The sequence below is a fragment of the Halobellus rarus genome, assembly GCF_024494595.1.
Taxonomy (GTDB): Archaea; Halobacteriota; Halobacteria; order Halobacteriales; family Haloferacaceae; genus Haloquadratum; species Haloquadratum rarum.
This window is the reverse complement of record NZ_JANHDI010000001.1, coordinates 1-25,337: the sequence shown is the minus strand read 5'-3', so window position 1 is coordinate 25,337 and position 25,337 is coordinate 1. Positions and strand designations below refer to the sequence as shown.

The following is a 25,337-nucleotide window of genomic DNA, read 5'->3' as shown; positions in this document are numbered from 1 at the left end:
GGCGCTCATCCGAAATCACCCAGGCTGGCCTGTTCCTCCGGGTCGTCCTCGCCGGCGCGGGTCGACGCCGGCTGCGACGGTCCCTCGTCCTGCCCCGCCGGACCGCCCGCCCGCTCCGTGTTCGCGGAATCGGCCTTCGCGACGTCCTCCATCGACGGGTCCTGCCGGCCCACGTTCTCGAGGATCCCCTCGGCGGTCTTTCGCCGTCCGCGAAGCGCCCGGAGGACCACGGACTTGTCCGCCCCCCGGAGATCGGCGCGCGTCTCGATCCCGGCCTCGTAGAGCCGTCTCGCGCGCTTGCGGCCGACGCCGCGGATGCCGGCGAGCGTCAGCAGTTCCTCGCGGACGCCGTACTCGACGCGCTTTTTCGCCTCGCGGACGGGGACGACCGAGAGGTCGAGTTCGCCGGCGAGCCGTTCGGCCGCGCCGAGCAGCCACTCGGCGGTCTCGACCTTCCCGCGGATGTCGCCGGGGCCGACGCCGTACCGTTCGGTGATTCGATCCTCGTCGACCTCGTCGGCCCAGTCCTCCAAGAGGCGCGCGGTCTTCAGCGCCGAGAGCCACTCCTCGAAGCGGACGTCCTCGTACTCCGAGGGCGTGCGCCCGAGCAGTTCGGCCTCGCGCTCGTAGCAGATTTCGGTGTAGGTCTCTCTGTCTCCCGATTTGAGGTAGAGCTGATACATATCCGGCGTCCGCGAGACGAGGTGGAAGAGCCCGAGCGCCGTCGGGTAGGTGGGACCGTCGAGGTTCTCGTCGGTCGTCTCGTCAGCGTCGGTTTCGTCCTCGTCGGCCGTCTCATCGGCGTCAGTTCCGTTTTCGTCCCCCGCTCCCGACGCCAACTCGCTGGCACGCTGGAACCCCGCCTCCGTCGGATCGCCGGACGCTGGCGTCGGAGCGGCGTCCGAAGACGGTGTCGAAGCGGCGTCCGACGCCGCGTCCTCCCCCGAGAGCGCGCGGACCATCTCCCCGCGGTTCGCCTCGGCCCACTCCAAGCCGTCGATGATCTCCGCGGCGGTCATCGGATCCAGATAGAGCCGCGAGACCGTGTGTCCGACGCTCGTCGCGGTCAGGGAGTCGTCCTCCCGTTCGAGGAAGCCGTTGCGCTCCAGGTACGCGAGCACGTCGTCGGTGACGTGTTCCAGCCGACCGGAGTCGTCGGTCTGGGTTGCGTAGAGCGTCTGGTCCAGGAACTCCAGGAGTTCAGCGCGGGTGTGCGCGAACCCCGAGGCGACCGTCGCGAGGACGTGCGTCCGCAGCGCCGGTTCGGCCGCGAGCTTCGAGCGGACGGGCTCGGGGTCGGCCCAGATATATCGTTCAAACAGTTCGTCGCGCGTCTCGGCGTTCTTCGCGAGCAGGACGGCCTCGCCGTAGGGGTCGAGGCCGGGACGACCGGCCCGGCCCATCATCTGGTGGACCTCGAGGACGTCGAGCGGCTTCATCCCGCCGAACTCGCCGTCGTAGCGCCGCCAGTCGCGGACGATCACCCGGCGGCTCGGGGTGTTGACGCCCGCCGCGAGAGTCGGTGTCGCCGAGATGCACTTGACGAGTCGATCGCGGAAGGCGTCCTCGACGAGCGAGCGGTGTTCCGAGGCGAGGCCGGCGTGATGGAACGCCGCGCCCTTCGCGACGCAGGACGCGAGCGTATCGCTGGTGTCGGCGTCGGAGACGTCTCTGATCTCCGAGGCCAGTTCCGCGAGTCGCCCGCGCTCGTCGTCGGTGAGGTGGGGGTCGGTCACGTCTCGCAGACGCTTCGCGGACGCCTCGGCGTTCCGCCGGGAGTTGACGAAGACGAGCGAGGAGCCCTGGTCGTCCGCTCCATCTGCGTCCTCGTCAGGGTCACCGTCGAGCGCGTCGTCGACGAGGGCGGCGGTCGGTCGCCCGCCGGACCCGACGGGGACCTCGCGCTGGCTGCCGTCGTCGAAGGAGATCGCGTTCCCGTAGTGGACGCCCATCCGGAGGTCGATCGGCCGCCAGTCGGACTCGACGAGTTCGGCGTCGAGCCACTCGGCGACGACGTCGGCGTTGCCGACCGTCGCCGAGAGCGCGACGACCTGGAGGCCGGGGTTGAGCGTCCGCAACTTCCCCAGCGTGACTTCGAGCGTTGGCCCGCGGTGGGAGTCGTCGACTAAGTGGACCTCGTCGGCGACGACGCAGGTCAGGTCGTCGATCCACGCCGCGCCGTTGCGGACGAGGGAGTCGACCTTCTCGGAGGTGGCGACGACGATGTCGCGGGAGGCCAGCCACTCGCCGTCGGACTCGTAGTTGCCGGTCGAGACGCCGACGTCGAAGCCGTACTCCTCCCAGCGTTCGAACTCGGTCTTCTTCTCGGAGGCGAGCGCCCGCAGCGGGACGATGTAGAGCGCCGTTCCGCCCCGGGCGACGCTCGAGAGCATCGCGAGTTCGGCGACGAGCGTCTTCCCCGAGGCGGTCGGCACCGACGCGACCACGCTCTCGCCGCGGGTGACGCCGGCCTCGACGGCCGCGGCCTGCGGGGGATAGAGCTCCTCGATTCCCTCCCCGCGCAGGTGGGCGGCGACCCCCTCGGGCAGTTCGGGCACCTCCTCCGGTTGCATCGAGACGAGGTACGCCGTCCTCGGTTTTAAACGGTCGGAGTCGAGACCGGGGGAATCTGAGGATGACGCCGCCACCGATATGTTCCCCCTCGCCGAACGGCGGGTATGAAGATTCGCTACGACCGCGAGACCTGCATCGGGATGTTCCAGTGCGTCGACGAGTGGGACGCCTTCCAGAAGAACATGGACGCTGGGAAAGCGGACCTAGAGGGATCGACGGAAGTCGAGGAGGGCGTCTTCGAACTCGACGTCCCCGACGGGGAAGAACTGGACGCGGAGTTCGCCGCGCGCGCCTGTCCCGTCGACGCCATCGAACTGTACGACGACGACGGCGAGCGGGTCGTCTGAGTCGGACGGACTGACGGTCGACGGTCTTGAACGCTGCACCAGCACAACCGTTATATACGTTGCTGGAGATTTTTACGCCCGAGGGACGAATATGAGCCACCGAAACCAGAGGCAGAACCTCTCGGAGTGGGCAGAGCTGATCGGGGCGTCGCTGCCGGACTCCGTCGAGGACCGCGAGGATGCCGGCCCACCGGCCGACGCCTACGTGGGCGAGGACCGTCGTGACGGGTTCGGTTCGGAGTTCGGCGTCGACTCGGACAGAAATCGGTGAATCCGGCGCCGGTTTCCCCGATTTCACTTTCACCGTCCTCGGCGAACCCTTAACAGCGGTGACGCCCAACCCAGCGTGATGGCGGCCACCGACGATCCCGGCTACGTGGATCATCCGCTCTTGAGCCCGGACTTCATCGAGCGCCGGGACTATCAGGTCCAACTCGCGAACACGGCACGGGAGAGCCACACACTGGTGTGTCTCCCCACGGGTCTGGGGAAGACGACCGTGAGCCTGCTCGTGACGGCGCATCGATTGCACGAGACGGGCGGGAAGGCGCTCTTTCTCGCGCCGACGAAACCGCTCGTTCAGCAGCACGCCGATTTCTACCGGGAGGCGCTGGAGATCCCCGACGAGGAGATCGTCGTCTTCACCGGCGAGATCCGACCCGAGGACAGAGCCAACGCCTGGGACGACGCGCGGATCGTGATCGCGACGCCGCAGGTCGTCGAGAACGACCTCGTCGGGAGTCGGATCTCGCTCGCCGACGTCACGCATCTCACGTTCGACGAGTGTCACCGCGCGAGCGGCGACTACGCCTACGTGTACATCGCCGAGCGGTATCACGCGAACGCGACCGACCCGCTCGTGACCGGGATGAGCGCCTCGCCCGGCGGCGACAAGGAGGCGATCCTGGACGTGTGCCAGAACCTCGGGATCGGCGAGGTCGAGGTGATGACCGAAGCGGACGCCGACGTCGACGAGTACACCCACGACACCTCCGTCGAGTGGGAGCGGATCCAGCTCCCCGACGAGATCCTGCAGATCCGCGACGCGCTCAACGAGGTGATCAAAGACCGTCTGCAGAAACTGAAGTCGCTCGGCGTGACGAACACGACCCAGCCCGACGTCTCCCAGAAGCAACTGAACCGGATGCGGGGGAAGCTCCAGGAGCTGATGGACGCCGACAAGTCGGACGGGTACAAGGGGATGTCGACGCACGCGGAAGTGATGAAGCTCCGGCGGGCGGTCGAACTCGTCGAGACGCAGTCCGTCGAGTCCGTGCGCCGGTACTTCGAACGCCAGCGCAACGCCGCGCGCTCCTCGGGGGCGTCGAAGGCGAGCCAGCGACTCGTCTCCGAGCCGAAGGTCAGAGAGGCGATGCGCCTGGCCGAGAGCTACGACGGGACGCACCCGAAGTTCTCCCGCGCGCGGATCCTGCTCGCGCAGACGCTCGGCATCGAGGAGGGCGAGCGCGTCATCGTCTTCACCGAGTCGCGCGACACCGCCGAGGCGTTGACCGAGTTCCTCTCGGCGTCGTTCGACGTCCGCCGGTTCGTCGGGCAGGGCGACAAGGAGAGTTCCGACGGGATGACCCAAAAGGAGCAGCAGGAGACGCTCGACGACTTCCGCAACGGCGAGTTCGAGGTGCTCGTTTCCACCTCCGTCGCCGAGGAGGGACTCGACGTCCCCGAAGTCGATCTGGTGCTCTTTTTCGAACCGGTGCCGACGGCCATCCGCTCGATCCAGCGGAAGGGCCGGACCGGCCGGCAGGCTGAGGGCCGCGTCGTCGTCCTCCTCGCCGAGGACACTCGGGACGAGGCGTACTTCTGGATCTCTCGCCGCCGCGAGAAGGAGATGGAGTCGGAACTGCGCGACCTGAAGAGCGTCGCCGGCGACATCGAGTCGGAGCTGAACCCGCCGCAGGAGGCGTTAGAAGCGTACGAAGACGCGGGTAGCGGAAAGGGCGACGAACGGAGCGGAAAGAGCAAAGACGAGAACGACGGGAGCGACGGCAGCGGAGGGGGAGAGAAAAGCGCTGGCGGCGGACAGAGCGAAGACACCGAAGAAAGCGACAGCGCGTCCGTCGACGCCGAGACGCGAGCGCAGAAGAACGGCCAGGCGGGGCTCACGGACTTCGGCCCGACCGACGAGGAGATCGAGCGGGCCCGAGACGATCCGGACGGGTCGACGGGAGAGACCGACAGCGAGAGCGGATCGAAAGCGGCGAATACGGATACGAACGGGTCGGAAGCGGCGAATACGGACGCGAGCGAGTCGACGGCAACGGATACAGACGCGGGCGTCGCTACCGAGGAGGAATCGACAACCACCGGGGGCGACGGAGCCGAGGGCGACGAGGGAATCGTCGCGACGGCCGAGGGCGACGACGAGGAGACGGAGCTCGTCGTCGACCAGCGGGAGCTCGACGCGTCGATCGCGAAGGAGCTCTCGAAGCGCGAGGGCGTCCGCACGCGCCTGGAGACGCTGGCCGTCGGTGACTACGTCCTTTCCGATCGGGTCGCCGTCGAGCGGAAGTCGGTCGCGGACTTCCTGGACACGCTCCTCGGCGACGAGCGCTCCATCTTCGAGCAGATCGGCGACCTCTCGCGGGCGTACGCCCGCCCGGTGTTGATCGTCGAGGGCGACGGCCTCTACGAGGAGCGGAACGTCCATCCGGGAGCGATCCGTGGCGCGCTCGCGTCGCTAGCGGTCGATTTCGACGTGAGCGTCCTGCAGACGCGCGACGAGGACGACACCGCGGAGTTGCTCCTCACTATCGCCGAACGCGAGCAGACCGAGCGGGACCGGACGGTGAGCGTCCACGGCGAGAAGAGCGCGAAGACGCTGGCCGAACAGCAGGAGTACGTCGTCTCCTCGATCGGTGACATCGGCCCCGTCACGGCGCAGTCGCTCTTGGAGGAGTTCGGAACGGTAGAGCAGGTGATGACCGCGCGCGAGGACGACCTTCGCGAGGTCAGTGGGATCGGCGAGGTGACCGCCGAGCGGATCCGTGAAGTCGTCGGGAGCGACTACGAGTAGCGAGCGGCGATTTGTCCGAGACGGCGACCCTATTCGGGGAACGGCCGGGAGCCGCCGGGCAACGGATTCGCCGCGATAACGCCCTCGTGCGTGACACGGATCTCGTACCCTTGATACTCGAACCGGACCTCCGAGACGGCTCGGGATTCGGTCTCGGGCAGCAACGCACGGGTCAGCGCCTCGATCTCGACGTGGTCGTAGAGAGAGACGTCGTCGTCCGTCCCGTCGAGACCGTCGAGCGCGTCCGCAAGCCGGATCAGAAACTCGCCTTCGTCTTCCCAGTTCTCCTGCGTGAGGACGGACCAGGAGTCGAGAGAACCGCGCCGGAAGTCACCTGCTTTTGACATACGGCCTCGTTGCAATCGGATCGTATAAAGACTGGCGTCGAAAGTATCGAATTCGATAATCGACGGTCGTGGTCCGATCGGGACCGCGAGGACGCCGCCGGGGCGTCGTCGGGTCCGACGCCGTCCGCTTCAGTGGCGTCCGAGCGCCTATCGTCGTCGCCGTTGCCGTCGCCATCGTTAGGGCTCTTCGCCGTCCTCGCCGTCGTTGCCAGTCTCTTCGCCGTCACCCACACTTGGACCTGGACCGCTCCCCGCCGGGTGCAACTCCGAGGAGAGGAGCGCCGCCGACTCGACGAACAGGCCGACGACGAGCGGTCCGGCGACGACGCCGATCGGCCCGAGCGTGAGCACGCCGCCGAAGAATCCCACGAAGTAGAGACTGCCCGGAATGTCGGCCGTTTCGCGGGCGAGTCGCGGCCGGATGAGGACGTCGGGGAGCAACGCGATGACGAAGCCGCCGACGAGAAAGACGAGCGCCGCGCGGAGCAGTTCGCCGAGGGCGACGTGGTACGCCGCGAGTCCCGCGAGCAGGACGCTCGGGCCGACGACGGGAACGAACTGGAGGACCGCCGAGACGGTCGCGAGCGTCACGACCGAATCGTATCCGAGAAAGTAGAACACGGGGAGCGCGAGGGCGAAGGTCCCGAGCGCGGTCGCCGCCTGGAGGACGTAGATGGCGAAGAGCGTCTCCCGAGTACGCCGGTTCAGCGCGGCCGCGGCGTCGTGATACCCCGGTGGGACGAGCGCGGTCACCGCTTTCTGGGCGTCTTCGCCGTAGGAGAGCAGCGAGTACACCAGGAAGACGAAGAGCGTCGCCTTCAGGAGGAGAACCGGTGCCGCGGTGGCGGCGCGTCGGGCGCTCCGTTCGACGATATCGACGACGACGGACGTGAGGGCGTCCAGCGTCATCGCGTACTGGAACCCGAACACGTCGAGGTTCAGTTCGTTCGGGAGCAACCCGATCAGCGCCACGAAGGATTCGAAACGCAGGTAGACGACGATCGCGAGCGGAACGAACACCAGTACGGCCATCAGGAACGCACCGAAGGTCGCGAGGCCGCTCGCGACCCGACGAGAGAGTCCGCGGGAGACGAGTTCGAGCCGAACCGGCCACAGCAGGTACGCGACGGTGACGGCGAAGAACACGGTCCCCAGCACCGACTGCAGCAGGTACGCGGCCGCAGCGCCCACGAGGACGAACACCGCCCCGAGCGCGTATCGTCGAGTCCGGGTCACGGATACGACTCACGGCGGATCGCCAAGAGCGTTGCTCCGGGGGCGACCGCCGAAATCGTCGGACCGGCCCCACGGATGCATCACGGTTAAGTACCACTCGGTGAAACTACCTAGTAATGAGGCGCAGAACGTTCGTACGAACGGTCGGCGCGGGCGGCGTCGCAGGGCTCGCCGGCTGTGTCGGCGGAAACGGCGGAAGCGATGGCAGTGGCGGCTCGGACGGCGATACGGCCACCGAAGCCGACACCGGCTCGGAGGCGACGACGGCGGGAACGGCGGGGTCGGAGCCCCCGGAACTCGTCGTCTCGACCTACGGCGCGTTCGTCGACGCGCCGTCGACGAGCCCCGGGCCGTGGCTCAAGGAGACCTTCGAATCGGAGTTCGACGCGACGCTCACCTTCGCGACCCCGGACAGCGAGATCAATTACTACATCGAGCGCTCGATGCGGGGCGTCGACATCGACGCCGACGTCTACGTCGGTCTCAACGTGGACATGCTCATCCGGATCGACGAGCGACTCGACGACGGCCTGTTCACGACACTCGACGGCGTCGCGGGGCAGACGGACGTGAAAGAGGGTCTGAATTTCGATCCGGACGGGCGGATCGTCCCCTACGACACGAGTTACGTCAGCGTCGTGTACAACGAGACGATGGCCGAGGACGGCGATTACGTCGCGCCGGAGACGTTCGACGAACTGCTCGATCCGGCCTTCGAGGGCGACCTCCTCACGCAGAACCCGACCGGGAGCGCGACCGGGAAGTCGTTCCTGTTGCACACGATCGACGCGAAGGGTCCCGAGGGGTACCTCGACTACTGGGAGGAGTTGCAGGCGAACGACGTTCGCGTCCTCTCGGACTGGTCGACATCGTACAACGCGTTCTTAGAGGAGGAGGCTCCGATGGTGGTCTCCTATTCGACCGATCAGGTGTACGCCAACCGGGAGGGTCAGGACCTCGCGAAACATCGGATCAGATTCCTGAACGACGAGGGCTACGCCTACCCCGAGGGGATGTCGATCTTCGAGGGCACAGATCGACCCGAACTGGCCCGGGAGTTCCTCGAATTCATGCTGCGGCCGGACGTCCAGGGCGAGATCGCACAGCGGAACGTCGCTTTCCCGGCGACGACGACCGCGGACCTCCCCGAGGAGTTCGCGAAGTACGCGCAGGCCCCCCCGGAAGCAGTCACTTTCACGTACGACGAACTTCGAGACAACGTGAGTGAGTGGACCCAGGCGTGGGAGCGACAGTTCGCCAGCAAGTGACCGCGACGTGGGCAGCGACGCGTCGGAAACGTCGAACGTCAGCGACGACGACAGGGCCGACGCTGGCGACGACGAATCCGAAGGAGCGAGCGTCGGCGGCGATACAGCGACCGTGAGGGCTGCCCTCCGCGACGCCGCCGCGACGGCGTGGACTCGCCTGTCCGGCGTTCGGGCGTCGACGCGTTCCGTCGGCCATCGCGTCGAGGCACGCGCGCTCGCGCTGGCCGCGGTCGCGACGACGGCGATCCTCCTGGTCGTTTTTTACTATCCGGTCGCGACGGTGTTCGTCGACGCGGTCTTCGTCGACGGCCGTCCGACGGTCGAACCGATCGTCTCGGTGCTCTCCTCGCGGTTCTACCTCGTCGACATCTTCGGATTCACCGCGTATCAGGCCCTGCTGTCGACGGTCGCGTCGGTCCTCCTGGGGCTCCCCGGCGCGTGGGTGCTCGCGAGGTTCGAGTTCCCCGGCCGGGAGACGCTGCGCTCGCTGACGATCCTCCCGTTCGTGATGCCCTCGATCATGGTCGCGATCGGGTTCGTCGCGACGTTCGGGCAGAACGGAACCCTGAACGCGGTGCTGGGCGCAGTCGGACTCCCGCCCGTCGAGTTGCTGTTCACGCTCGAGGCGATCGTGATCGCTCACGCGTTCTACAACGCGCCGCTCGTGGCGCGGGTGACGACGGCGGCCTGGGAGAGCGTGGACGCCTCCGCCGTGGAGACCGCCCGCAGCCTCGGCGCGTCGCCGACGCGGGCGTTCCGCGACGTGGTGCTGCCCCAGTTACTGCCGGCCGTGGCGATCGGCGCGACGCTGACGTTCGTCTTCACGTTCGCATCGTTCCCGATCGTGCTCGCGCTCGGGGGCTTCCAGCTGGCGACCGTCGAGGTGTTCATCTACTCGCGGATCCAGAACCTCGCGTACGCCGAGGCGGCCGCGCTCGCCGTCGTCGAGACGGCGATATCGATCGGCCTGACGTACTGGTACCTCCGCTACGAGGGTCGCAATCGGGGATCGGGACAGGGCGCGCGGCCGCAACCCCGACGGACGCTGTGGCCCGAGACGTGGACCGCGCGGGAGGTCGGAACCCGCGCGGGTATCGCCGCCTACGGCGTCATCGTGCTCGCGGTGTTCGTCGGGCCGATCGCGTCGATGGTGCTCGCGAGCCTGACCGGACCGGGAGGCGGGCTGACGCTCGAACACTACCTGTTCCTCCTCGAACGCCAGCAGACGGGGGCGTCCTATCAGGTGCGGCCGCTCCCGGCGATCGCGAACTCGCTGCGGTTCGGGCTCGGGACGCTCCTCGTCGCGGTACCGATGGGGGTCGCCGTGGCGGTGTTGACGACGAGAGACTTCTCCGGTCGCGCCGCCGTCGACGCGCTCGCGATGGCCCCGCTGGCCGTCTCGGGGATCGTCGTCGGCCTCGGGCTCCTCCGCGGCCTCGTCTTCGGAACGGAGGTGTTCGGGACGCGAATTCAGGTGACCGGCGCGCTCGCGGTCGTCGCCGCCCACGCGGTCGGTGCGTACCCGTTCGTGACGCGGAACGTCGCGCCGCTCCTGGGTAACCTCGATCCGCGACTGGTCGAGTCCGCGCGGAGCCTCGGTGCGACCCGCGTGCGAGCGCTCGTGGATATCGAGTTGCCGCTCGTCGCCGCCGGCGTCGTCGCGGGCGCGGCGTTCGCCTTTGCCATCTCGATCGGCGAATTCGACTCGACGGTCGTCCTCGCGGAGGGGTCGACCAGTTACACGATGCCCGTCGCCGTCGAGCGCTATCTCGGACGGCGGCTCGGCCCGGCGACGGCGATGGGCTGTCTCCTGCTCGCGGTCACGAGTCTGAGCTTCGTGATCATCGAACGGTTCGGCGGTCGGTACGGCGGACGGGGAGGGTTTTAACGATGAAACTGACGCTCGAAAACGTGCGAAAGGAGTACGGCGAGACGGTCGCGCTCGGCCGAGAGCGGAGCGGCGAAGCGGTTCCGAAACAGGCCACGGAGGGCGAATCGACGGCGACGGGCGGCGTCGGCTTCGAGGTCGACGAGGGAGAGTTCTTCACTCTCGTCGGGCCATCGGGCTGCGGGAAGACGACGACTCTCCGGTTGGTGGCCGGTTTCGAACCGCCGACGAGTGGATCGATCCGGTTCGACGACCGGGAGATGCGCGGCGTGCCGCCCGAGGAGCGGAGCGTCGGCGTCGTCTTCCAGAACTACGCGCTCTTTCCGCACCTCTCGGTCGCCGAGAACGTCGCGTACGGGCTCCGCTTCTCCGACCCGCCGGGTGGAGCGAGTCGGGACGAGCGAGTCGCCTCGCTACTGGATCTGGTCGACCTGCCGGATATGGCTGAACGGGATCCGACCGAACTCTCCGGCGGACAGCAGCAGCGCGTCGCGCTCGCACGGGCGCTCGCGCCCGGCCCGGATCTATTGCTCCTCGACGAACCGATGAGCGCGCTCGACGCACGCCTCCGAGAACGGCTTCGGATGCAGATCAAGGAGATCCAGTCGACGCTCGGGATCACGACGCTGTACGTCACGCACGATCAGGAGGAGGCGCTCGCCGTCTCAGACCGCGTTGCCGTGATGAACGACGGTGCAGTCGAACAGGTCGGGACGCCGCAGGAGATCTACCGTCACCCCGCGACCCGGTTCGTCGCGGAGTTCGTCGGCGACAACAACGTCTTCGAGGGCGAGGTCGTCTCCGTTCGAGGCCGAAACGACGAAAAACGACGTTCCTCCGCCACCGAGGCGGGAGAATCTCCAGTTGAAACGAAGGGGGTCCGCGGCGGGACCGGCGAGGACCGGGTCGGAGACGATCGAACGACAGAGGCCCGACCAACACCCACGGCGACCGGACCGGCGTCCGCCGAAGCTGGATCAGCATCCCGAAAAATCGAAGTCGCCGTCGGCGGTGTTCGAGTCGCGATCGAGACCGAGGCGTCCCTTTCCTGTGGAGATCAAATCGTGTTCTGCGTTCGCCCCGAGGCGATGCGTCTGCTCGGTGACGCGGAGTCAGACGAGGCGACGCGAAGCGTCGGTAAGGACGGGCCGACGTCCGAAGGCGAAACCAACGTTCTCGACGCGACGGTGTCGGGAGCGGAGTTCCTCGGCGATTCGACCCGGGCGTATCTCCGCTGGAACGGGCGGGAGCTGACCGTTCGATCGATCGATCCGCCCGTCGGTGACGTCCGGGTCGGGTTCGCGGCCGCCGCAGCGCACGTCGTCGAACGGGTCGACGTTCGATAGCAACGGGGCTCGACGACCGATATCGACGTGGGCGCTCGCGACTGAGACCGGCGTGATTCAACGACTGACGCCGACGGTGAGAAGTGTTCCGTGGGTCCGGTACCGCTCGAACATCTCCTCCCGGGAGTCCCAGTCGTCGGTCGGGAACGACTCCGCCGGTGGGATGTCGATCTCCCGGTCGGGGATCGAATCCTGCTCGGCGACGGCCAGACTTGCCTCGCGGAACGCCTCTCGGTACTCCGATTTGGACCACCGCGTCATTTCGACGTCGATCCGCTCTTGCCACTCGTGGGAGTGGACGTTCTCCTCGTAGTAGTTCACCGCGCAGTAGAACGTGCCGCCGGGGCGGAGGATCCGCTCGACCTCTTCGAGGGTGTGGACCGGGTCTCTCGCGTAGTAGAACGCCTCCATACTCCAGACGTGGTCGACGCTGTCGTCGGCGAACGGCAGCGCGTCGAAGTCGCCGACGACGTAGCCGACGTTCGGGTCCTCCGTGTACGCCTGCGCGTTCCGAACCATCGCGGGGGCCCCGTCGAGACCGTAGACGCGGCCGGCGTCTTTGGTGTCCCGGAGCGCTCGGCCCGCGTACCCGCTTCCGCACCCGAGATCCAGGACCGTATCTCCCGGCTCTACGGGCATCCGCGCGAGCGCGTGCTTCGCGGTGTGCCAGTGGCGCTCCTCCATTCCCCTGTCGCGGCCGTCGGCCGCCCAGGCGTCGAACTCAGCTCTGACGCTCATAGGCGTGCGTGGACCGGACGGAACAAGAACTGTTGGGATCGGGTCGCGGGAAATTTGGGATCGGGCCGAGCGACGTGATCCGAGAGATGCGATTGTATATATGCCGCGGGAATCGAACGGACGGTATGGTCGGACGTCGTCGCCGATTCGCCCTCTCGGACACCGTCCAGCAGATCGTCGGCGGGTTCCTGCTGGCCGGCCCGTTCGTCGTCACCGAGGAGGTGTGGGTGCTGGCGGGAAGTATGAACCCGATTCAGGCGCTTTTTACGGTGGTCATCGTCCTCGCCATCGGCTACGGTGCGCTCTATAAGGCAGACGATCGAAACCCCGACCGAGAGAGCGAGGTGGGCGGGATTCCGCTTCGGTTCATTTCACTCGTCTCCGTCTCGTACCTCTCGGTGCTCATCCTCGCGCTCGCGTTCGACGCGCCGGGGACGTTCCTCGGCGCGTCGGGGACGGGAACGGACGTCCTGGGCGTGACGCTCGACTGGCCGGTCATCGGATCGACCCTCAAGGCGATCAGCATCGGTGCGGTGTTCAGTGTCATCGGTGCGGCGACCGCCGACTCGCTGTACTGAGGCGTTCGACGGGTGACGGTCGGGAGGGAAACTCCCGCACGGTTAAGTCACCGGGGGCGCACCTACGGGTATGGATTACACCCTCGCCATCGACAACGCACCGGATTCGATCCCGGGCGGAACGGGCATCCTGCTTCTGCATCCGAGCATTGGGGCGACAGATCGAATCGACACGGACTTTCTGAAGACCGACACCGACCACTTCCTCGTCATCTCCACGCGGACCACCGCCCGCGAGGTCGAACAGAAACTCGAACATTACGACGTAGACGAATCGAAAGCGGAGATCCTCGACACGCTCTCGGTCGAGCGCGGCTACTCTCGACGCAGAACGGATCACGTCCATTACGTCTCAGCGCCGGACGACCTCGACGGCATCGTCGAAAAGACCCGAGAGTTCCTGGAGTCCCACGACGGGAAAGTCCGAATCAGCGTCGACTCGGTGACCGAGATGGCGTACTACGCCGACGTGGACGGCGCGTACGACGCGACCGAACGACTGCTCGAACTCCTCGACGAACACGACGCGGTCGGTCTGTTCCACCTCTCGAACGAGGTCCACGGCGCGGAGACGATCGGACGGTTCCGCGACCTCTTCGACGCCGTCGTCGAACTCGACGTCGACGGCGACGTCGCCACCGAATTCTGAGTCTCGTACAGTAGCGTTTGCAAGTCTCTACTCACTCGATCGCACCTCGTACGGGCCGATGAGCAATCAATTGCAAACGCGACGATAACTCAGGCCTCTCCGTCGTTCTCGAGCTTCTCGAACGTCTTTCTCGCCCACCTGACGCCGTATTCGGACCCGTACTGGACGAACGCCTGCGTGTCGAGCGCAGCGAAGGGCGCGGGGAGGTCCAAGTCGTGTTTGACTGCCGAACAGGCGTACTCGGTCGCCTCCGCGAAGGAGGTCTCCCCCCGCGCGACCGCTCGGGGGAGCCGCGAGAGTCGCCCTTCGAGCCGGCTCCCGGCGTCTTCCCACGCGTCGAACAGTCGAGGCCGGGTCTCATCCCAGTCGGCGAAGACGTCTCTTGTCTGTAGGCCGAGCCAGGCGTCGTAGAGCGCGGCCGCGATCTGGTAGACGTCGGCGGGGCCGAGCGGGACGGCGGCGTCGAGGTCGCGATACCGCTCGGCGAAGAACGGCAGAAAGTGCTCCGGGGCGTCGGTCCCGATCTGGACGAACGCCTCCGCGAGGAGATAGTCGAGGAAGTCCGTGGGCGTTCCCTCGGCGCGCTTCTTCACGAGGACCGTCGGCGGCGACGTCTGGCGCGTCCACGCGACGGTTCCGTCGCCGGGCATCCCGACAGTGAAATCAGAACTCGCGTAGGCGACGAGCGCGCTCGGGGCGTCCTCGGGGAGCCACTCGGCGGGGTACGTCGCGGGATCGAGCGCGTCGACGAGGAGGCCGAGGTCCTCGGCCGCGGCGGGCGGTATCGTCTCGAAGTCGGCCGCGACGTCGAATACGAGCGCGTCGGGCGCGTGGGCGTCGCCCACGGCGGCGACGTCGTCGGAGAGCTCGCGTCGATCGAACATACCGTCGGTTGGAGGTGCACGGGTTTCAGAAGTGCGATCGGCGTCCCGGTTCAGAAGTGCGATCGGCGTCCCGGTTCAGAAGTGCGATCGGCCCCTCGATCGGGGGAGGACGGTCGGTGTTAGATCGATCCGATCGGCTCAGCCCCGAGTTCGGCTCACCCGAAGGCGAGCGCGAAGATGATCGCGATGGCGAGGACGGCCGACACACCCACGGTACCGAGGACGATCTTGGTCGCTTGGCTCATACTGAGACTCTCTCGACCGGAGCGCATAAAAGCTTCAATTCGGCGCTGTGAGTCGTCCGGGAGACGAAATGGGGAATCGACGGCCGATCGTGACGTGGGACTACGTGTCTTCCGCTCCGCCAGGTGTCGTATCCCACGTGTCGGGGACTTCGATGACGTACCGGCCGTCCTCCTGCAGCGAGATGATGTACTCGGTCCGGTCGTACAGTTCCATAAGGTTCAGTTCGTACTCGCCGGGCGCGACGATGCGGATGCTCTCGAACTGTTCGTTGAGTTCGGCCCGGAGATCCTCGAGATCGGGGCGGTCGTCGCTCGACGGTTCGATGACTCGACCGTCCGCGTCGCTCGGGCGAGCGGCCGCCTCCCGATCTGGGGCGTTGGCTGAAGGCGCGTCTGGATCGGTTGGACCGTCTTCCTCCGCCTCTGTCCGGCTCGCGGCGGCGAGCTCGTCGGGGGAGACGACTTCGCTCCGAGCGCTCGCCTGCGCGGTGTCTTCGATGGAGTCGTCGTCCGTCGACGTCGCGGGTCCGTCGTCGACATCGACGCTGTCGTCCGAGTCCGACGCTCGGGACTCCGAATCAGACTCTCGCGATTCCGTCCGGCTCTTGTCGTCTCCAGCCGAGTCTCGGGGATCCTCCGGAGTCGAAGGCGTCGCTTCTCCGGACCCCTCACGTTGATTCGGCCACTCCCGCGAGGACGCGGAAATCCGCGTTGACGTCGGGTCCGAATCTGGACTCGGATCCGATACCGGAGTCGGCTCCGACTCTCCTTCGTCCCCGACGGCGCGCTCTGCAGCATCGCTCCACGCCGTCGAACTCGACGTCGGTTCCGCCCCCTCCGAGGGACGCGACCGGGGATCGGGTTCCGTTTCACCAGCCGGCTCCGAGCGTTTCGACGGTGATTCGGTCGAGTCGGTCGAATCGGTCGCTGACGACGGCCGGAACTGGAATTTGTTTCCGCCGCAGTTCGGACACCCCGACAGCATCTCTTTCGACCCGTCGTCGAACACTCGTCCGCAGTTTGTGCATTCGTGAGGCATCGTGTTGAGTTAGCGGGAGGGCGTCCGTTTCGTGTGCAGTGGGAGGTTCGTGTGTCGCGGGCGCTCTGTCTCTCGCGCCTGTTTCGGGTGGTTCCCCTGTTTCGGGTGGTTCCCCTGTTTCGGGTGGTTCCCCCGTTTCCAGTGGTTCGAGTCAGCCCTTCGTTTCGTATGGAGGCCCTGGAATCGGTCGACCACCGCGCGCGCGGCGTCGGGTGAGCGCTGGCGAGCGAGTGAGCGGCGCGTCATCACTTCCGAGAGACGAGCGCGCTGATGAGGTTCTCGTCTTTGTGGAGCGTCTCGATCTGATTCGCCGGACCGATGACGGTGAGTTTCTTGTTCGATTCCTTGCCCATCAACCGGCCGAGGAAGCCTTTGTTCCCGCCGCCGGTCTGGGGGTAGGTTTCGATCTCGATCCCGTTGAACTCGTCAGGGCTGATCTCGGTCATCGTGACCTCGATGAGCTTCGACTCCTCGTCGGGCGAGAGCCCCTCCTCGAGGACGACGATGTTGCCGTCCCGGACGCCGTCGAGGATGAGTCGGATCTTCTCCATACTCGTCAACCCTTCCATACGGGCTCCGCTGATGAGGTCGATCTGGACGCCGTTTCCGGTTTCGCCTGGTGTGACTTCCGGCATCGTGGTCACCCGAAGTACTCCGCGATCTTCCCGTAGACTTCGTCCATATTGTTCCCCTCGAGCGCCGACAGCGGGACCGTCTCGTGCTGCGGGAACGCGTTCGCGATGCGCTGGACGTTCGAATCGTCGAGGTCGGTCTTGTTCGCGAAGATGAGTACGGGCAGGTCCTGGCTCTCGATGATACCGATGAGCATCGTGTTGACCTGCGTGAACGGGTCCTCGGTGCTGTCGAGGACGTAGATGACGCCGTCGACGTCCTCGCGGAGCCAGTGCATCGCCTCCGCGACGCCCTCGGTCGCCTCCCGAGAGCGCCGGACGGCGTCGTCTTTCTCCATATCGTGTTCGAGGAACTCCTTGTAGTCGACTTTCGTCGTGACGCCGGGCGTGTCGACGATGTCGATGTTGACGGTCTTCCCGTTGCGCTCGATCTCGACGTTCTCTTTTCTGCGTGCGCGGCGTGTCTCGTGCGGGATGTGGCTCTCCGGGCCGACGGCGTCACCCGTCCAGTCACGTGCGATTCGGTTTGCGAGGGTCGTCTTTCCGGCGTTCGGGGGTCCGTAAATGCCGATCCGTTTCGGCTCGGAGTCCGAGAACATCCGGTCGACGGCCCGTGAGATGCTGTCTCTGAGGTCTGTGAACAGTCCCATCCTGGCCTCCCGCGCCTCCCGATGCGTGTCGTGGAGGGGCGTATGGAGGAACCACATTTCCGTGTTCACTTAAACACTGCGTCAGACGGACCCCCGATATCCGACGCGAGAGGGACGGGCTCAGGTCGGATATTCTTCGTCAGGTGCGTTCTTCGTCAGATTCGTTGTATCTCGGGTCGCCGACGACACGGCTTGGGGCTCGGATCGGCGCCCCCCACCCCTTCGTTTCAGGTGGAGACGCAAAAACAGACCCGTGGGGGGTGATGACGGCTACTTAGAGGACGGTGGATTTATATCCTAGTCCTTTGAATAGTACCCGTATTACAGTAGTAGAATTAATTTATAACTTTTCGATATTTGAATTTAGTAATTGGAGACGTAATCCAGCCACTGGGGAACGGCTCCGTCTCCGTTTCCAGTTGAAACGAAGGGGTGGGGGTGTCGGCTCCGACCAAAATACAACAACAAATGTACTGTGGAAAAACACGAATCCTGGCAGTATAGACCTGGAGTGAAGCGGCACGGCGTGGAATCACGACCAACCAGCCACGAATAATTAACTATCTTACAGGAAAATCCCCCCATCGTCCGTACAGGAATCCCCGTCGTCCCCAGAGTGAACCCATACTAGCACCGACCGAGATCTGACTGGCCAACGTCAATCGACGGCTGGTATCGGAACGTTCTCCCGTGAAACTCTGCAAGAGACAAGCTTTTTGTAGCACGTGTTCCTCTGCTTCGCCTGCATCAACTGGACACGTCTCCGACGGAGAAGCGGCCACTGGATCGGTTCTCTCCGACGGGTTGTACGATCTACCGGCTATAACGGCGGAATTTCCAGTCGAAATTGGGGGGTACACGGATGGACGAAAGAACACAATCCGACGACAAGAACGGGCGCGCGGGCTCAGACGAGGCCGTCGATGACGGTGACGTAGTCGAATCCGATTCCACCGCCGCCGACACGACAGACGGGAACGAGAATGCGAATCCATCGGGACCGACGGGTCGATCCGGTTCTGACGAGCAGTTCGACTCCGGTGAACGACCTCGGGGCATCGACGATCCGCCCCGTGATCACTCCGACGACGGTGGGGAATCCGCGGCGGACGACGCGCCCGAGACCGACACCCCAAATTCCACGAGCTCGGGAACGTCCGACGGCAGTTCTCCGCAATCGGAGAGCACAGAACCCGTGACGGCCGAGGACATCGACATCGAAGAAAGCATCGGGCCGGACGATCCCGACTCGATCCGAGTCGGTGACTCGACGGCCGGAACGACAGACGTGAGCCTCGACGAGGTCGTCCTAGACGACGACGGCGACAGTCAGGGGCTCTTCGACGACTTGCTCTCCGGCGAACCAATCTTCGAGAACAAAGAGGTCCTTCGGCCCTCGTACACGCCGCGAGAACTCCCCCATCGGACCGAACAGATCAACCAGATGGCGACGATCCTCGTGTCCGCACTTCGCGGAGAAACACCCTCTAACATCCTGATATACGGGAAGACGGGGACGGGAAAGACTGCGAGTGCGAAGTTCGTCAGCCAGGAACTCGAATCGACATCGAAGAAGTACGATGTCCCTTGCGAAGTCGAGTACATCAACTGCGAGGTGACGGACACGCAGTACCGGGTGCTCGCTCAACTCGCGAACAAATTCATCGAAAAGAACCAGGAAGTGATCGAGACGGAGCTCGACGAACTGAACGAACTCCACCCACAGGCCGTCGACGACGCGACGGCGCTTACCGGCTCGGCGTACGAGTCGGCCGCCGAGGTGCAGTCCCGCATCGAGGAGCTCGAGTCCGACCGCGACGAGATGGAGCCCGTTCCGATGACGGGATGGCCCACGGACCGCGTGTACTCGACGTTCTTCGACGCGGTCGACTACCGGGAGCGGGTCGTCGTCATAATGCTCGACGAGATCGACAAACTCGTCGAGAAGTCCGGCGACGACACGCTCTATAACCTCTCGCGGATGAACTCCGAGCTCGACAACTCGCGGATCTCCATTATGGGGATCTCGAACGACCTGAAGTTCACCGACTTCCTGGATCCCCGGGTCAAATCCAGTCTCGGCGAGGAGGAGATCGTCTTTCCCCCGTACGATGCGAATCAACTCCGGGACATCCTGCAACACCGCGCCAACGTCGCGTTCAAGGACGACGCGCTCACCGACGACGTCATCCCACTGTGCGCCGCGTTCGCCGCGCAGGAGCACGGCGACGCCCGGCGGGCGCTGGATCTCCTCCGCACCGCCGGCGAACTCGCCGAACGGGGGCAGGCCGACACCGTCGAGGAGGCCCACGTCCGGCAGGCCCAGGACAAGATCGAACTGGACCGCGTCGTCGAGGTCGTTCGGACGCTCCCGACGCAGTCGAAGATCGTCCTCTTCGCGACCATCCTCCTCGAGAAGAACGGCGTCCGAAACGTCAACACCGGCGAGGTGTTCAACATCTACAAGCGCCTCTGTGAGGAGATCGACGCCGACGTCCTCACCCAGCGCCGCGTGACGGACCTCATCTCCGAACTCGATATGCTCGGTATCGTCAACGCCGTCGTCGTCTCTAAGGGACGATACGGCCGCACGAAGGAGATTTCGCTGTCGGTCCCGATCGACGAAACCGAGGCGGTGCTTCTCTCCGATTCCCGACTCGGCGACATCGAGAACGCCCAGCCGTTCGTCCAGGCCCGATTCGACAACTGACGGGCGTCGTCGTCGAGTATGGAATACGGATCGGATGAGCGGTACGGGTCTGATCGGGGCTCCCAAACGCTACTATAATAGCGCTGGCCATACACGGTGCTGACGGATGTTCGACGAGATTATGCAGAAGTTCGAGGGGAGTCCGAGCCAGCAGGCGGTCATCCGCCTCCTCCTCGAACGCGGGTTCTCGGTGAACGACGACGGGCGGGTCGTCTCCGGCGGTATCGAGATTCCCAACACGGGTATCGCCCGCGAGATCGACGTCGACCGTCGGGTCGTCGATTCGACGACGACGGCCATCCTCGACGACGAGGAACTCAGACGGATCTTCCAGAACATCTCGTCGATCCCCAGTCTGATGGACCTCGCTCCGGTCCTGGATCTATCGGTGTTGACTGTCGAGGTCAACGACGCCGAACGGTCCGGAATCGTCGCGGAAATCACGTCGCGCCTCGCCGACCGCGACATCTCCATCCGACAGACGATCAGTGAAGACCCGGAGTTCACCGACGATCCAAAACTCTACCTCGTCACCGACGAACGGATTCCCGGCGACCTCCTGAACGAACTCTCGGAACTCGATTTCGTCCACCGGATCAGCATCGCGTAGATCGGACACCGTCCAGTCGACGCGCGTAAGACGAGGTCCGCCCTGTCGACGCCCGACGCGAACCCTTTTGATAGATGCCGGCGCTACTCTCGGCCGTGACGGACCGATCCGATGGCACAGAGGCTCACCCGGCGTCGTTCCGAACGGTAGCCGGCCCCGGTGAGTCCCGTTTCGAGGTGAAGGGCTCGGAGTTCATCGGCTACGTTTCACCCGCGAACACGGTTCAAGAGGCCGAATCGTTCGTCGATCAGATCCGGGAGCGACATCCGGACGCGACGCACAACGTCCCGGCGTACCGGGTTCCCGCGGACGCCGAGTCGGCGGTAACGGGCACGAACCGAGCCACTGGAACGATGCTCAGAGAGTACCAGTCCGACGACGGCGAACCGTCGGGATCGTCGGGGAAGCCGGCGCTGAACGTCCTCGTCCAGCGCGAAATCCGAAACGTCGCAGCGGTCGTCACGCGATACTACGGCGGAACGAACCTCGGCGTCGGCGGCCTGGCCCGAGCGTACTCGCGTGCGGTCAAAGACGCCGTGGACGACGCGGGTGTCGTCGAAACCGTCCCGCACGAGCGCTTCGTCGTGACCGTCGAGTACGACGATTCCGGAACGGTCCGCGGACTCCTCGAAAGTTCGGACGCGGAGTTCGAGGGGACCTACGAGGCCGACGTCGCGTTCGAAGTCCGCGCTCCAGTCGACGAGGGCGCGACGCTCCGCGACCGAATCCGTAGCGCGACGAGCGGCCGCGCCGACATCGAACGGTGATTTCAGCTCGGCCCGACGTCGAACGATAACTCACAGCCCGCCCCGACGTCGAACGATAACTCACAGCCCGCTCCGACGTCGAACGACGATCAAATCACCGAGCACCGACGCCGTTCGGACCGGGAGAGACGATAGAAGTCGCCGACTCGCGTGAGGCCTCTTCTCCGTATCGCTCCGGAGAGTACGAGGGTGTATTTCTTCCGCTTCCTTTCGAAGTTGCACCGCATCACTGCGTCGAGGTTCGAGACGAAAGAAGGGGGTTCCATCCCGAGATTCTCCCGTTCCGGAAACGAACTCTCGACGGTATCTCTCTCCGATCGATCCGCTGTGAGACTGAAAGAGCCGTTTGTCCCACCGGTGAGATATTGGTGTCCCGTCTCGAAGCGATCTGTATGGTCGCTATCGACTCCGAGACGCTGTTCAACGGCGCGGCGGCAGCGCTCACGACGATTGCGGTCCTCTTTTTCGTCTTCAGCGTCGAACTCGGGGTCTCACCCGTCTCGAAGACCCTGATCGCCCTTGCCTTTCTCACCGGCGTCTTCGCCATCTCCCAGCGAACGACGGACCGACAGCTGACGCTCCTCGGATACGGCGTCGTCGTCGTTTCGGTGGTCGGAATCTTCTTCGACTTCGTGAACACGTTCGACCTCGGAAACGAGGCGACGGTCCTGGGGCTCCTGCTGCTCGCGGCCGCGCTGTTCGCGGTCCGAACGCGCTTCGACGGCGGGAATCGACTCCTGAGCGGGGCGCAGGCGACGTACCTCTTCGGAGCCGTCGCCGCGGTCGTCGCGCTCGTGCTCGTCGTCGACGTGGTTACCGGCGGTCTCGCGTACGAACTCCAGGTCGAGAACCGGATCGAGATCACCGAGTCGCCCCGCGGCGACGTCCAGGTCGCATCGGTCGTCGCGAACAACCCCACGCCCCTGCCGGAGCGCGTCGAGACGCCAAACTACGGCGTGTGCGCCGCCGGCGACTGGAGCGAGTACAGACATCCGAGCGAACCCGAACGCGAGGAGCGGCCGCCGGTCCGCGCCCACCTGAACGTTCAGGACGGCTACAACGAGCACGTGATGAGTTTCGGCTCGAAGACGTTCCCGGTGACGCTGTATCTCGACGCCGCGAACACGACCGGCGAGACGTTCCCGATCGAGCGAACTACCGCCTGCCCGGACGACGAGACGGGCGACCCGTACATCGCCATCTTCGAGGGCGAATCGAACGACCCCCGCCGCTACGCGGTCTAAGTCCCGCTCCCTCCGACCTCAATCCACGGTGGCGGCCTGCGGTTCAGTCGGCGATGACTGCTCGCGGCTCAATCGACGATGACTGCTCGCGGCTCAATCGACGATGATGTCGGCGTCGCTGTCGACGGTGTTCTCGGCCGCCCGCGGTTGCATCTCGGTTCGGTAGCGCTCGATCCAATCGGCGAAGCAAGCGGGGCAGAGCCGCTGCCTATCGACTTCCGAGCGATCGACGTTCAACTGAACCGTCCGAGCCAGCGCCTCTTCGATCGGATCGCCGCAGGCATCGCAGGGTTCGCTTCCGGTCATACGTGCCTCTGAGCGGCGCGTCGGTAAAGTTGTTCACGTCGCTGGTGCGTCTCTGAGACCGCTCGTGGACCTACGTCGTCCTGAACGCGCGGTCGCCGGCGTCGCCGAGGCCGGGAACGATGTACCCGTCGTCGTCGAGGTAGTCGTCGATAGCGACTGTCAGGAGGTCGGCTCGGGGGAACTCCTCGCCGACGCGGAGGAGTCCGTCGGGCGCGGAGACCGCCGAGAGGACGAACAGGTCGGCCGGTTCGACCGCCGCCGATTCGAGGACGTGATCGAGGACGGCGCACATCGTCGACCCGGTCGCGAGCATCGGATCGGCGACGATGACGGTGTCGTCCTCGGTGATCTCCGGGAGCTTCACGTAGTCGATGGTGATCGGGAACCCACCCTCGTCGTCCATCCCGGCGGTCTCGTCTCGTCCGGCGCTGATGACGCCCTGCTTGGCCCGCGGGAACGCCTTCAGCAGCCCTTCGACGAACGGGGTCGCCGCCCGGAGGACGTTGACGATCACGACGTCGTCGAGCCCCTTGACCCGCTCGCCGGTCGTCTCCGTCAGCGGCGTCTGGACGGAGACGTACTCGGTCTCCATCGCGCCGTCGATGATCTCGTAGCCGCAGATCCGCCCGAGTTTGACCAGGCCCTTGCGGAACGCGACCTGCTCGGTCTCGACGTCGCGGAGTCGCGAGAGGGTGTCCTTCGCGAGCGCGTGCGTGATCAGGTAGGCGTCGTCGCGGTCTTCGATCGTCATCTCAGATCCCTCCCGTTTCGGATTCGGCGTCGGTTCCGGATCCGGATTCGGCGTCGGAGTCCTCTTCCGACGGATCGTACTCGTTGGCGTCCCCCTCGACCGCCGGCGCACCGACAGCCAGCACCTCGACGGGCGCCTCGGCGTCCTCCGGATTGTACGCCCTATGCGGCGATCCCGGCGTCACAGTGAACAGGGATCCAGTCTCGATCTGATACGTCTCCTCCGGCGTCTCGACGTGCATCGTCCCCGAGAGGACGTAGAACGCCTCCTCCTGCTCGTCGTGGTAGTGATACGCGAGCGGGATCTGTTCGCCCGGCTCCGCGCGGAATCGGTTGATCGCGAGGTTCGACATCTCCGCGGCCTCGGAGAGTCGGCGCAGTTCACACGGCCGCCCCTCGGCCGGACTCACCTCCCCCTGGCTCACTACGGTGTATCCCATACGCGATACATTTCGGTTCGGCACAAAAGCCTCTCGGGTCGACGCAGGGTAGCTCCCAGTTCGTCACGAACCCGCTCGTTCCGTTCGCGAAATCTACCCATTCCGTTCGAGAAATCCACCTCTTCCGTTCGCGAAATCCGCACATCCCGTCGAGAAACGAGACTCGCGTGTGACGCGCTCGCAACGCTCGGAGTAGAGTTTTATACCTAGACGAACGTACCTTTTGCGAGACGATGGAAGAGAGTGTCTCCGGATTCAAAGTCCGGGGTACCTGGGGCGACGTCGTCGAACACGGCGAACGCATCACACGCGCACTCCGAGACGCGGGCGTCGACAGCGACGCCTTCGAGGAGTGGGACGAGTGGCGGCCGAAGTCCCACGAACGACTCGGCGAGGACGTGAGCGAAAAGACCGCAGCGCAGGCGAGCGTCGCGGAGGGCGAGGGTGAGAAGGCCGGGAAGGCCCCCGACGAGGACCTCCAGACCGCCGGCGAGCGGCTCTCGGAATCCTACGAACACGTCGAGAACGGCGACAACGACGAGGCCGTCGAGCGCTGGTCGGAATCGCTCGGCTACGTCGCGCGCGCGGCAGATTCCGCCGGACGTCGGGCGCTCCGCCGCGTCGAGAACACTGTCTACCAGCGGGTGATGACGCAACTGGCGCCGTACTACTTCGACAACGAACTCGTCAGCGCCAACATCCAGAAATCCACGCGCGGGGACGACGTCTCGTTCATCTTCGAGGTCAACGTCAACGACGACGAGTTGAAACAGCAGGTGAGCGAGCGCCTCGGCGAGTTCGACGACGAGGTGACGCGCTGGCACGTCGACACCGAAAAAGAGACGGAGACAGTCGAGGCGGTCGAGGGGGTCGAACCACCCGAGTCGGACGATCGCTCCCGGTCGACGACGAACTGAATCCGATCTTCGGTTTCCGTCGCCCTCGTACGGATTTTTTGAGGTCCCGCGAGTCTCCGCGCTGACTCTCGTGACCTCGAAAGTCCCGTTCTCGTGACCTCGAAAGTCCCGTTCTCGTGACCTCGAAAGTCCCGTTCT

The 25,337-nt window shown here is 65.4% G+C and carries 26 protein-coding genes; 13 read left to right on the top strand and 13 right to left on the bottom strand.

All coding sequences use genetic code 11. The features are described from left to right. Positions 1-5 precede the first annotated feature (5 nt). Positions 6-2,573, bottom strand: coding sequence for an ATP-dependent DNA helicase (locus NO876_RS00125; RefSeq protein WP_256419650.1), 2,568 nt, complete (start codon positions 2,571-2,573; stop codon positions 6-8). Positions 2,574-2,678: 105 nt separating this feature from the next. On the opposite strand from NO876_RS00125, the gene NO876_RS00120 reads away from it, so the two are divergent. The 3 genes from NO876_RS00120 to NO876_RS00110 all read left to right on the top strand — a co-directional run bounded on the left by NO876_RS00120 (position 2,679) and on the right by NO876_RS00110 (position 5,955). Continuing rightward, on the top strand, positions 2,679-2,921 hold the full coding sequence (locus tag NO876_RS00120) for a ferredoxin (protein WP_256419649.1): 243 nt from the start codon (positions 2,679-2,681) through the stop codon (positions 2,919-2,921). 91 nt (positions 2,922-3,012) lie between these two features. Next, a complete protein-coding gene (locus NO876_RS00115) occupies positions 3,013-3,192 on the top strand; it encodes a hypothetical protein (protein ID WP_256419648.1) in 180 nt (59 codons plus the stop codon). Between the two features lie 78 nt (positions 3,193-3,270). Then, positions 3,271-5,955, top strand: a complete 2,685-nt coding sequence (locus NO876_RS00110; protein WP_256419647.1) for a DEAD/DEAH box helicase — start codon at positions 3,271-3,273, stop codon at positions 5,953-5,955. Between the two features lie 29 nt (positions 5,956-5,984). On the opposite strand, the gene NO876_RS00105 is transcribed toward NO876_RS00110, so the two are convergent. Both NO876_RS00105 and NO876_RS00100 read right to left on the bottom strand, forming a co-directional pair. After that, positions 5,985-6,302, bottom strand: a complete 318-nt coding sequence (locus NO876_RS00105) for a HalOD1 output domain-containing protein (protein WP_256419646.1) — start codon at positions 6,300-6,302, stop codon at positions 5,985-5,987. Positions 6,303-6,479: 177 nt separating this feature from the next. Continuing rightward, positions 6,480-7,538 carry an AI-2E family transporter gene (locus tag NO876_RS00100; protein WP_256419645.1) on the bottom strand — a complete coding sequence of 353 codons (1,059 nt, stop codon included), beginning with the start codon at positions 7,536-7,538 and terminating at the stop codon, positions 6,480-6,482. Between the two features lie 116 nt (positions 7,539-7,654). Here NO876_RS00100 and NO876_RS00095 point away from each other — a divergent pair, with 116 nt between their 5' ends. The 3 genes from NO876_RS00095 to NO876_RS00085 all read left to right on the top strand — a co-directional run bounded on the left by NO876_RS00095 (position 7,655) and on the right by NO876_RS00085 (position 12,040). Further along, positions 7,655-8,806, top strand: coding sequence for a thiamine ABC transporter substrate-binding protein (locus NO876_RS00095; RefSeq protein WP_256419644.1), 1,152 nt, complete (start codon positions 7,655-7,657; stop codon positions 8,804-8,806). Between the two features lie 157 nt (positions 8,807-8,963). Next, entirely contained in the window at positions 8,964-10,694 is a 1,731-nt protein-coding gene (locus NO876_RS00090) for an ABC transporter permease (RefSeq protein ID WP_390277117.1), read from the top strand. Positions 10,695-10,696: 2 nt separating this feature from the next. Then, positions 10,697-12,040, top strand: a complete 1,344-nt coding sequence (locus NO876_RS00085) for an ABC transporter ATP-binding protein (RefSeq protein ID WP_256419643.1) — start codon at positions 10,697-10,699, stop codon at positions 12,038-12,040. A gap of 57 nt (positions 12,041-12,097) precedes the next feature. On the opposite strand, the gene NO876_RS00080 is transcribed toward NO876_RS00085, so the two are convergent. Beyond that, positions 12,098-12,778, bottom strand: coding sequence for a class I SAM-dependent methyltransferase (locus NO876_RS00080; RefSeq protein ID WP_256419642.1), 681 nt, complete (start codon positions 12,776-12,778; stop codon positions 12,098-12,100). A 125-nt stretch (positions 12,779-12,903) separates the two neighbouring features. Between NO876_RS00080 and NO876_RS00075 the strand changes: the two genes are divergently transcribed. Further along, on the top strand, positions 12,904-13,356 hold the full coding sequence (locus NO876_RS00075; protein ID WP_256419641.1) for a DUF2391 family protein: 453 nt from the start codon (positions 12,904-12,906) through the stop codon (positions 13,354-13,356). Between the two features lie 70 nt (positions 13,357-13,426). Beyond that, the gene (locus tag NO876_RS00070) at positions 13,427-14,005 is read left to right on the top strand and encodes a DUF7090 family protein (protein WP_256419640.1); all 579 of its coding nucleotides are present in this window, start codon (positions 13,427-13,429) and stop codon (positions 14,003-14,005) included. A gap of 89 nt (positions 14,006-14,094) precedes the next feature. On the opposite strand, the gene NO876_RS00065 is transcribed toward NO876_RS00070, so the two are convergent. The 6 genes from NO876_RS00065 to NO876_RS00045 form a co-directional block, all read right to left on the bottom strand. Further along, positions 14,095-14,889, bottom strand: a complete 795-nt coding sequence (locus NO876_RS00065) for a DUF7089 family protein (RefSeq protein ID WP_256419639.1) — start codon at positions 14,887-14,889, stop codon at positions 14,095-14,097. A gap of 155 nt (positions 14,890-15,044) precedes the next feature. After that, positions 15,045-15,134 (bottom strand): hypothetical protein, encoded by a 90-nt coding sequence (locus tag NO876_RS18105; protein ID WP_425492341.1) that lies wholly within the window; start codon positions 15,132-15,134, stop codon positions 15,045-15,047. A 100-nt stretch (positions 15,135-15,234) separates the two neighbouring features. After that, positions 15,235-16,173 carry an OapC/ArvC family zinc-ribbon domain-containing protein gene (locus NO876_RS00060; protein WP_256419638.1) on the bottom strand — a complete coding sequence of 313 codons (939 nt, stop codon included), beginning with the start codon at positions 16,171-16,173 and terminating at the stop codon, positions 15,235-15,237. 9 nt (positions 16,174-16,182) lie between these two features. Further along, on the bottom strand, positions 16,183-16,419 hold the full coding sequence (locus NO876_RS00055; protein ID WP_256419637.1) for a hypothetical protein: 237 nt from the start codon (positions 16,417-16,419) through the stop codon (positions 16,183-16,185). After that, positions 16,419-16,808: a DUF2073 domain-containing protein gene (locus tag NO876_RS00050; RefSeq protein ID WP_256419636.1), complete on the bottom strand. Its 390-nt coding sequence runs from the start codon at positions 16,806-16,808 to the stop codon at positions 16,419-16,421. The genes NO876_RS00055 and NO876_RS00050 overlap by 1 nt, the downstream gene beginning before the upstream one ends. Positions 16,809-16,813: 5 nt before the next feature. Next, positions 16,814-17,455, bottom strand: a complete 642-nt coding sequence (locus NO876_RS00045) for an Era-like GTP-binding protein (protein WP_103991141.1) — start codon at positions 17,453-17,455, stop codon at positions 16,814-16,816. A gap of 862 nt (positions 17,456-18,317) precedes the next feature. On the opposite strand from NO876_RS00045, the gene NO876_RS00040 reads away from it, so the two are divergent. The 4 genes from NO876_RS00040 (at position 18,318) to NO876_RS00025 (ending at position 22,786) form a co-directional block, all read left to right on the top strand. Then, positions 18,318-20,165, top strand: coding sequence for a Cdc6/Cdc18 family protein (locus NO876_RS00040; protein ID WP_256419635.1), 1,848 nt, complete (start codon positions 18,318-18,320; stop codon positions 20,163-20,165). Between the two features lie 106 nt (positions 20,166-20,271). Further along, positions 20,272-20,775, top strand: coding sequence for a TrpY family transcription regulator (trpY, locus tag NO876_RS00035; RefSeq protein WP_256419634.1), 504 nt, complete (start codon positions 20,272-20,274; stop codon positions 20,773-20,775). A 95-nt stretch (positions 20,776-20,870) separates the two neighbouring features. Next, positions 20,871-21,542 carry an IMPACT family protein gene (locus NO876_RS00030; protein ID WP_390276938.1) on the top strand — a complete coding sequence of 224 codons (672 nt, stop codon included), beginning with the start codon at positions 20,871-20,873 and terminating at the stop codon, positions 21,540-21,542. 392 nt (positions 21,543-21,934) lie between these two features. Then, a complete protein-coding gene (locus tag NO876_RS00025; RefSeq protein ID WP_256419632.1) occupies positions 21,935-22,786 on the top strand; it encodes a hypothetical protein in 852 nt (283 codons plus the stop codon). A 93-nt stretch (positions 22,787-22,879) separates the two neighbouring features. Here NO876_RS00025 and NO876_RS00020 read toward each other — a convergent pair whose 3' ends face one another. The 3 genes from NO876_RS00020 to NO876_RS00010 form a co-directional block, all read right to left on the bottom strand. Beyond that, entirely contained in the window at positions 22,880-23,092 is a 213-nt protein-coding gene (locus tag NO876_RS00020) for a DUF7569 family protein (RefSeq protein WP_256419631.1), read from the bottom strand. A 70-nt stretch (positions 23,093-23,162) separates the two neighbouring features. Then, complete coding sequence (upp, locus tag NO876_RS00015) at positions 23,163-23,843, bottom strand: uracil phosphoribosyltransferase (protein ID WP_256419630.1); 681 nt, start codon at positions 23,841-23,843, stop codon at positions 23,163-23,165. A 1-nt stretch (position 23,844) separates the two neighbouring features. After that, positions 23,845-24,282, bottom strand: a complete 438-nt coding sequence (locus tag NO876_RS00010) for a cupin domain-containing protein (protein WP_256419629.1) — start codon at positions 24,280-24,282, stop codon at positions 23,845-23,847. 233 nt (positions 24,283-24,515) lie between these two features. Between NO876_RS00010 and NO876_RS00005 the strand changes: the two genes are divergently transcribed. Further along, positions 24,516-25,199 carry a DUF5828 family protein gene (locus NO876_RS00005; RefSeq protein WP_256419628.1) on the top strand — a complete coding sequence of 228 codons (684 nt, stop codon included), beginning with the start codon at positions 24,516-24,518 and terminating at the stop codon, positions 25,197-25,199. Positions 25,200-25,337: the final 138 nt, after the last annotated feature.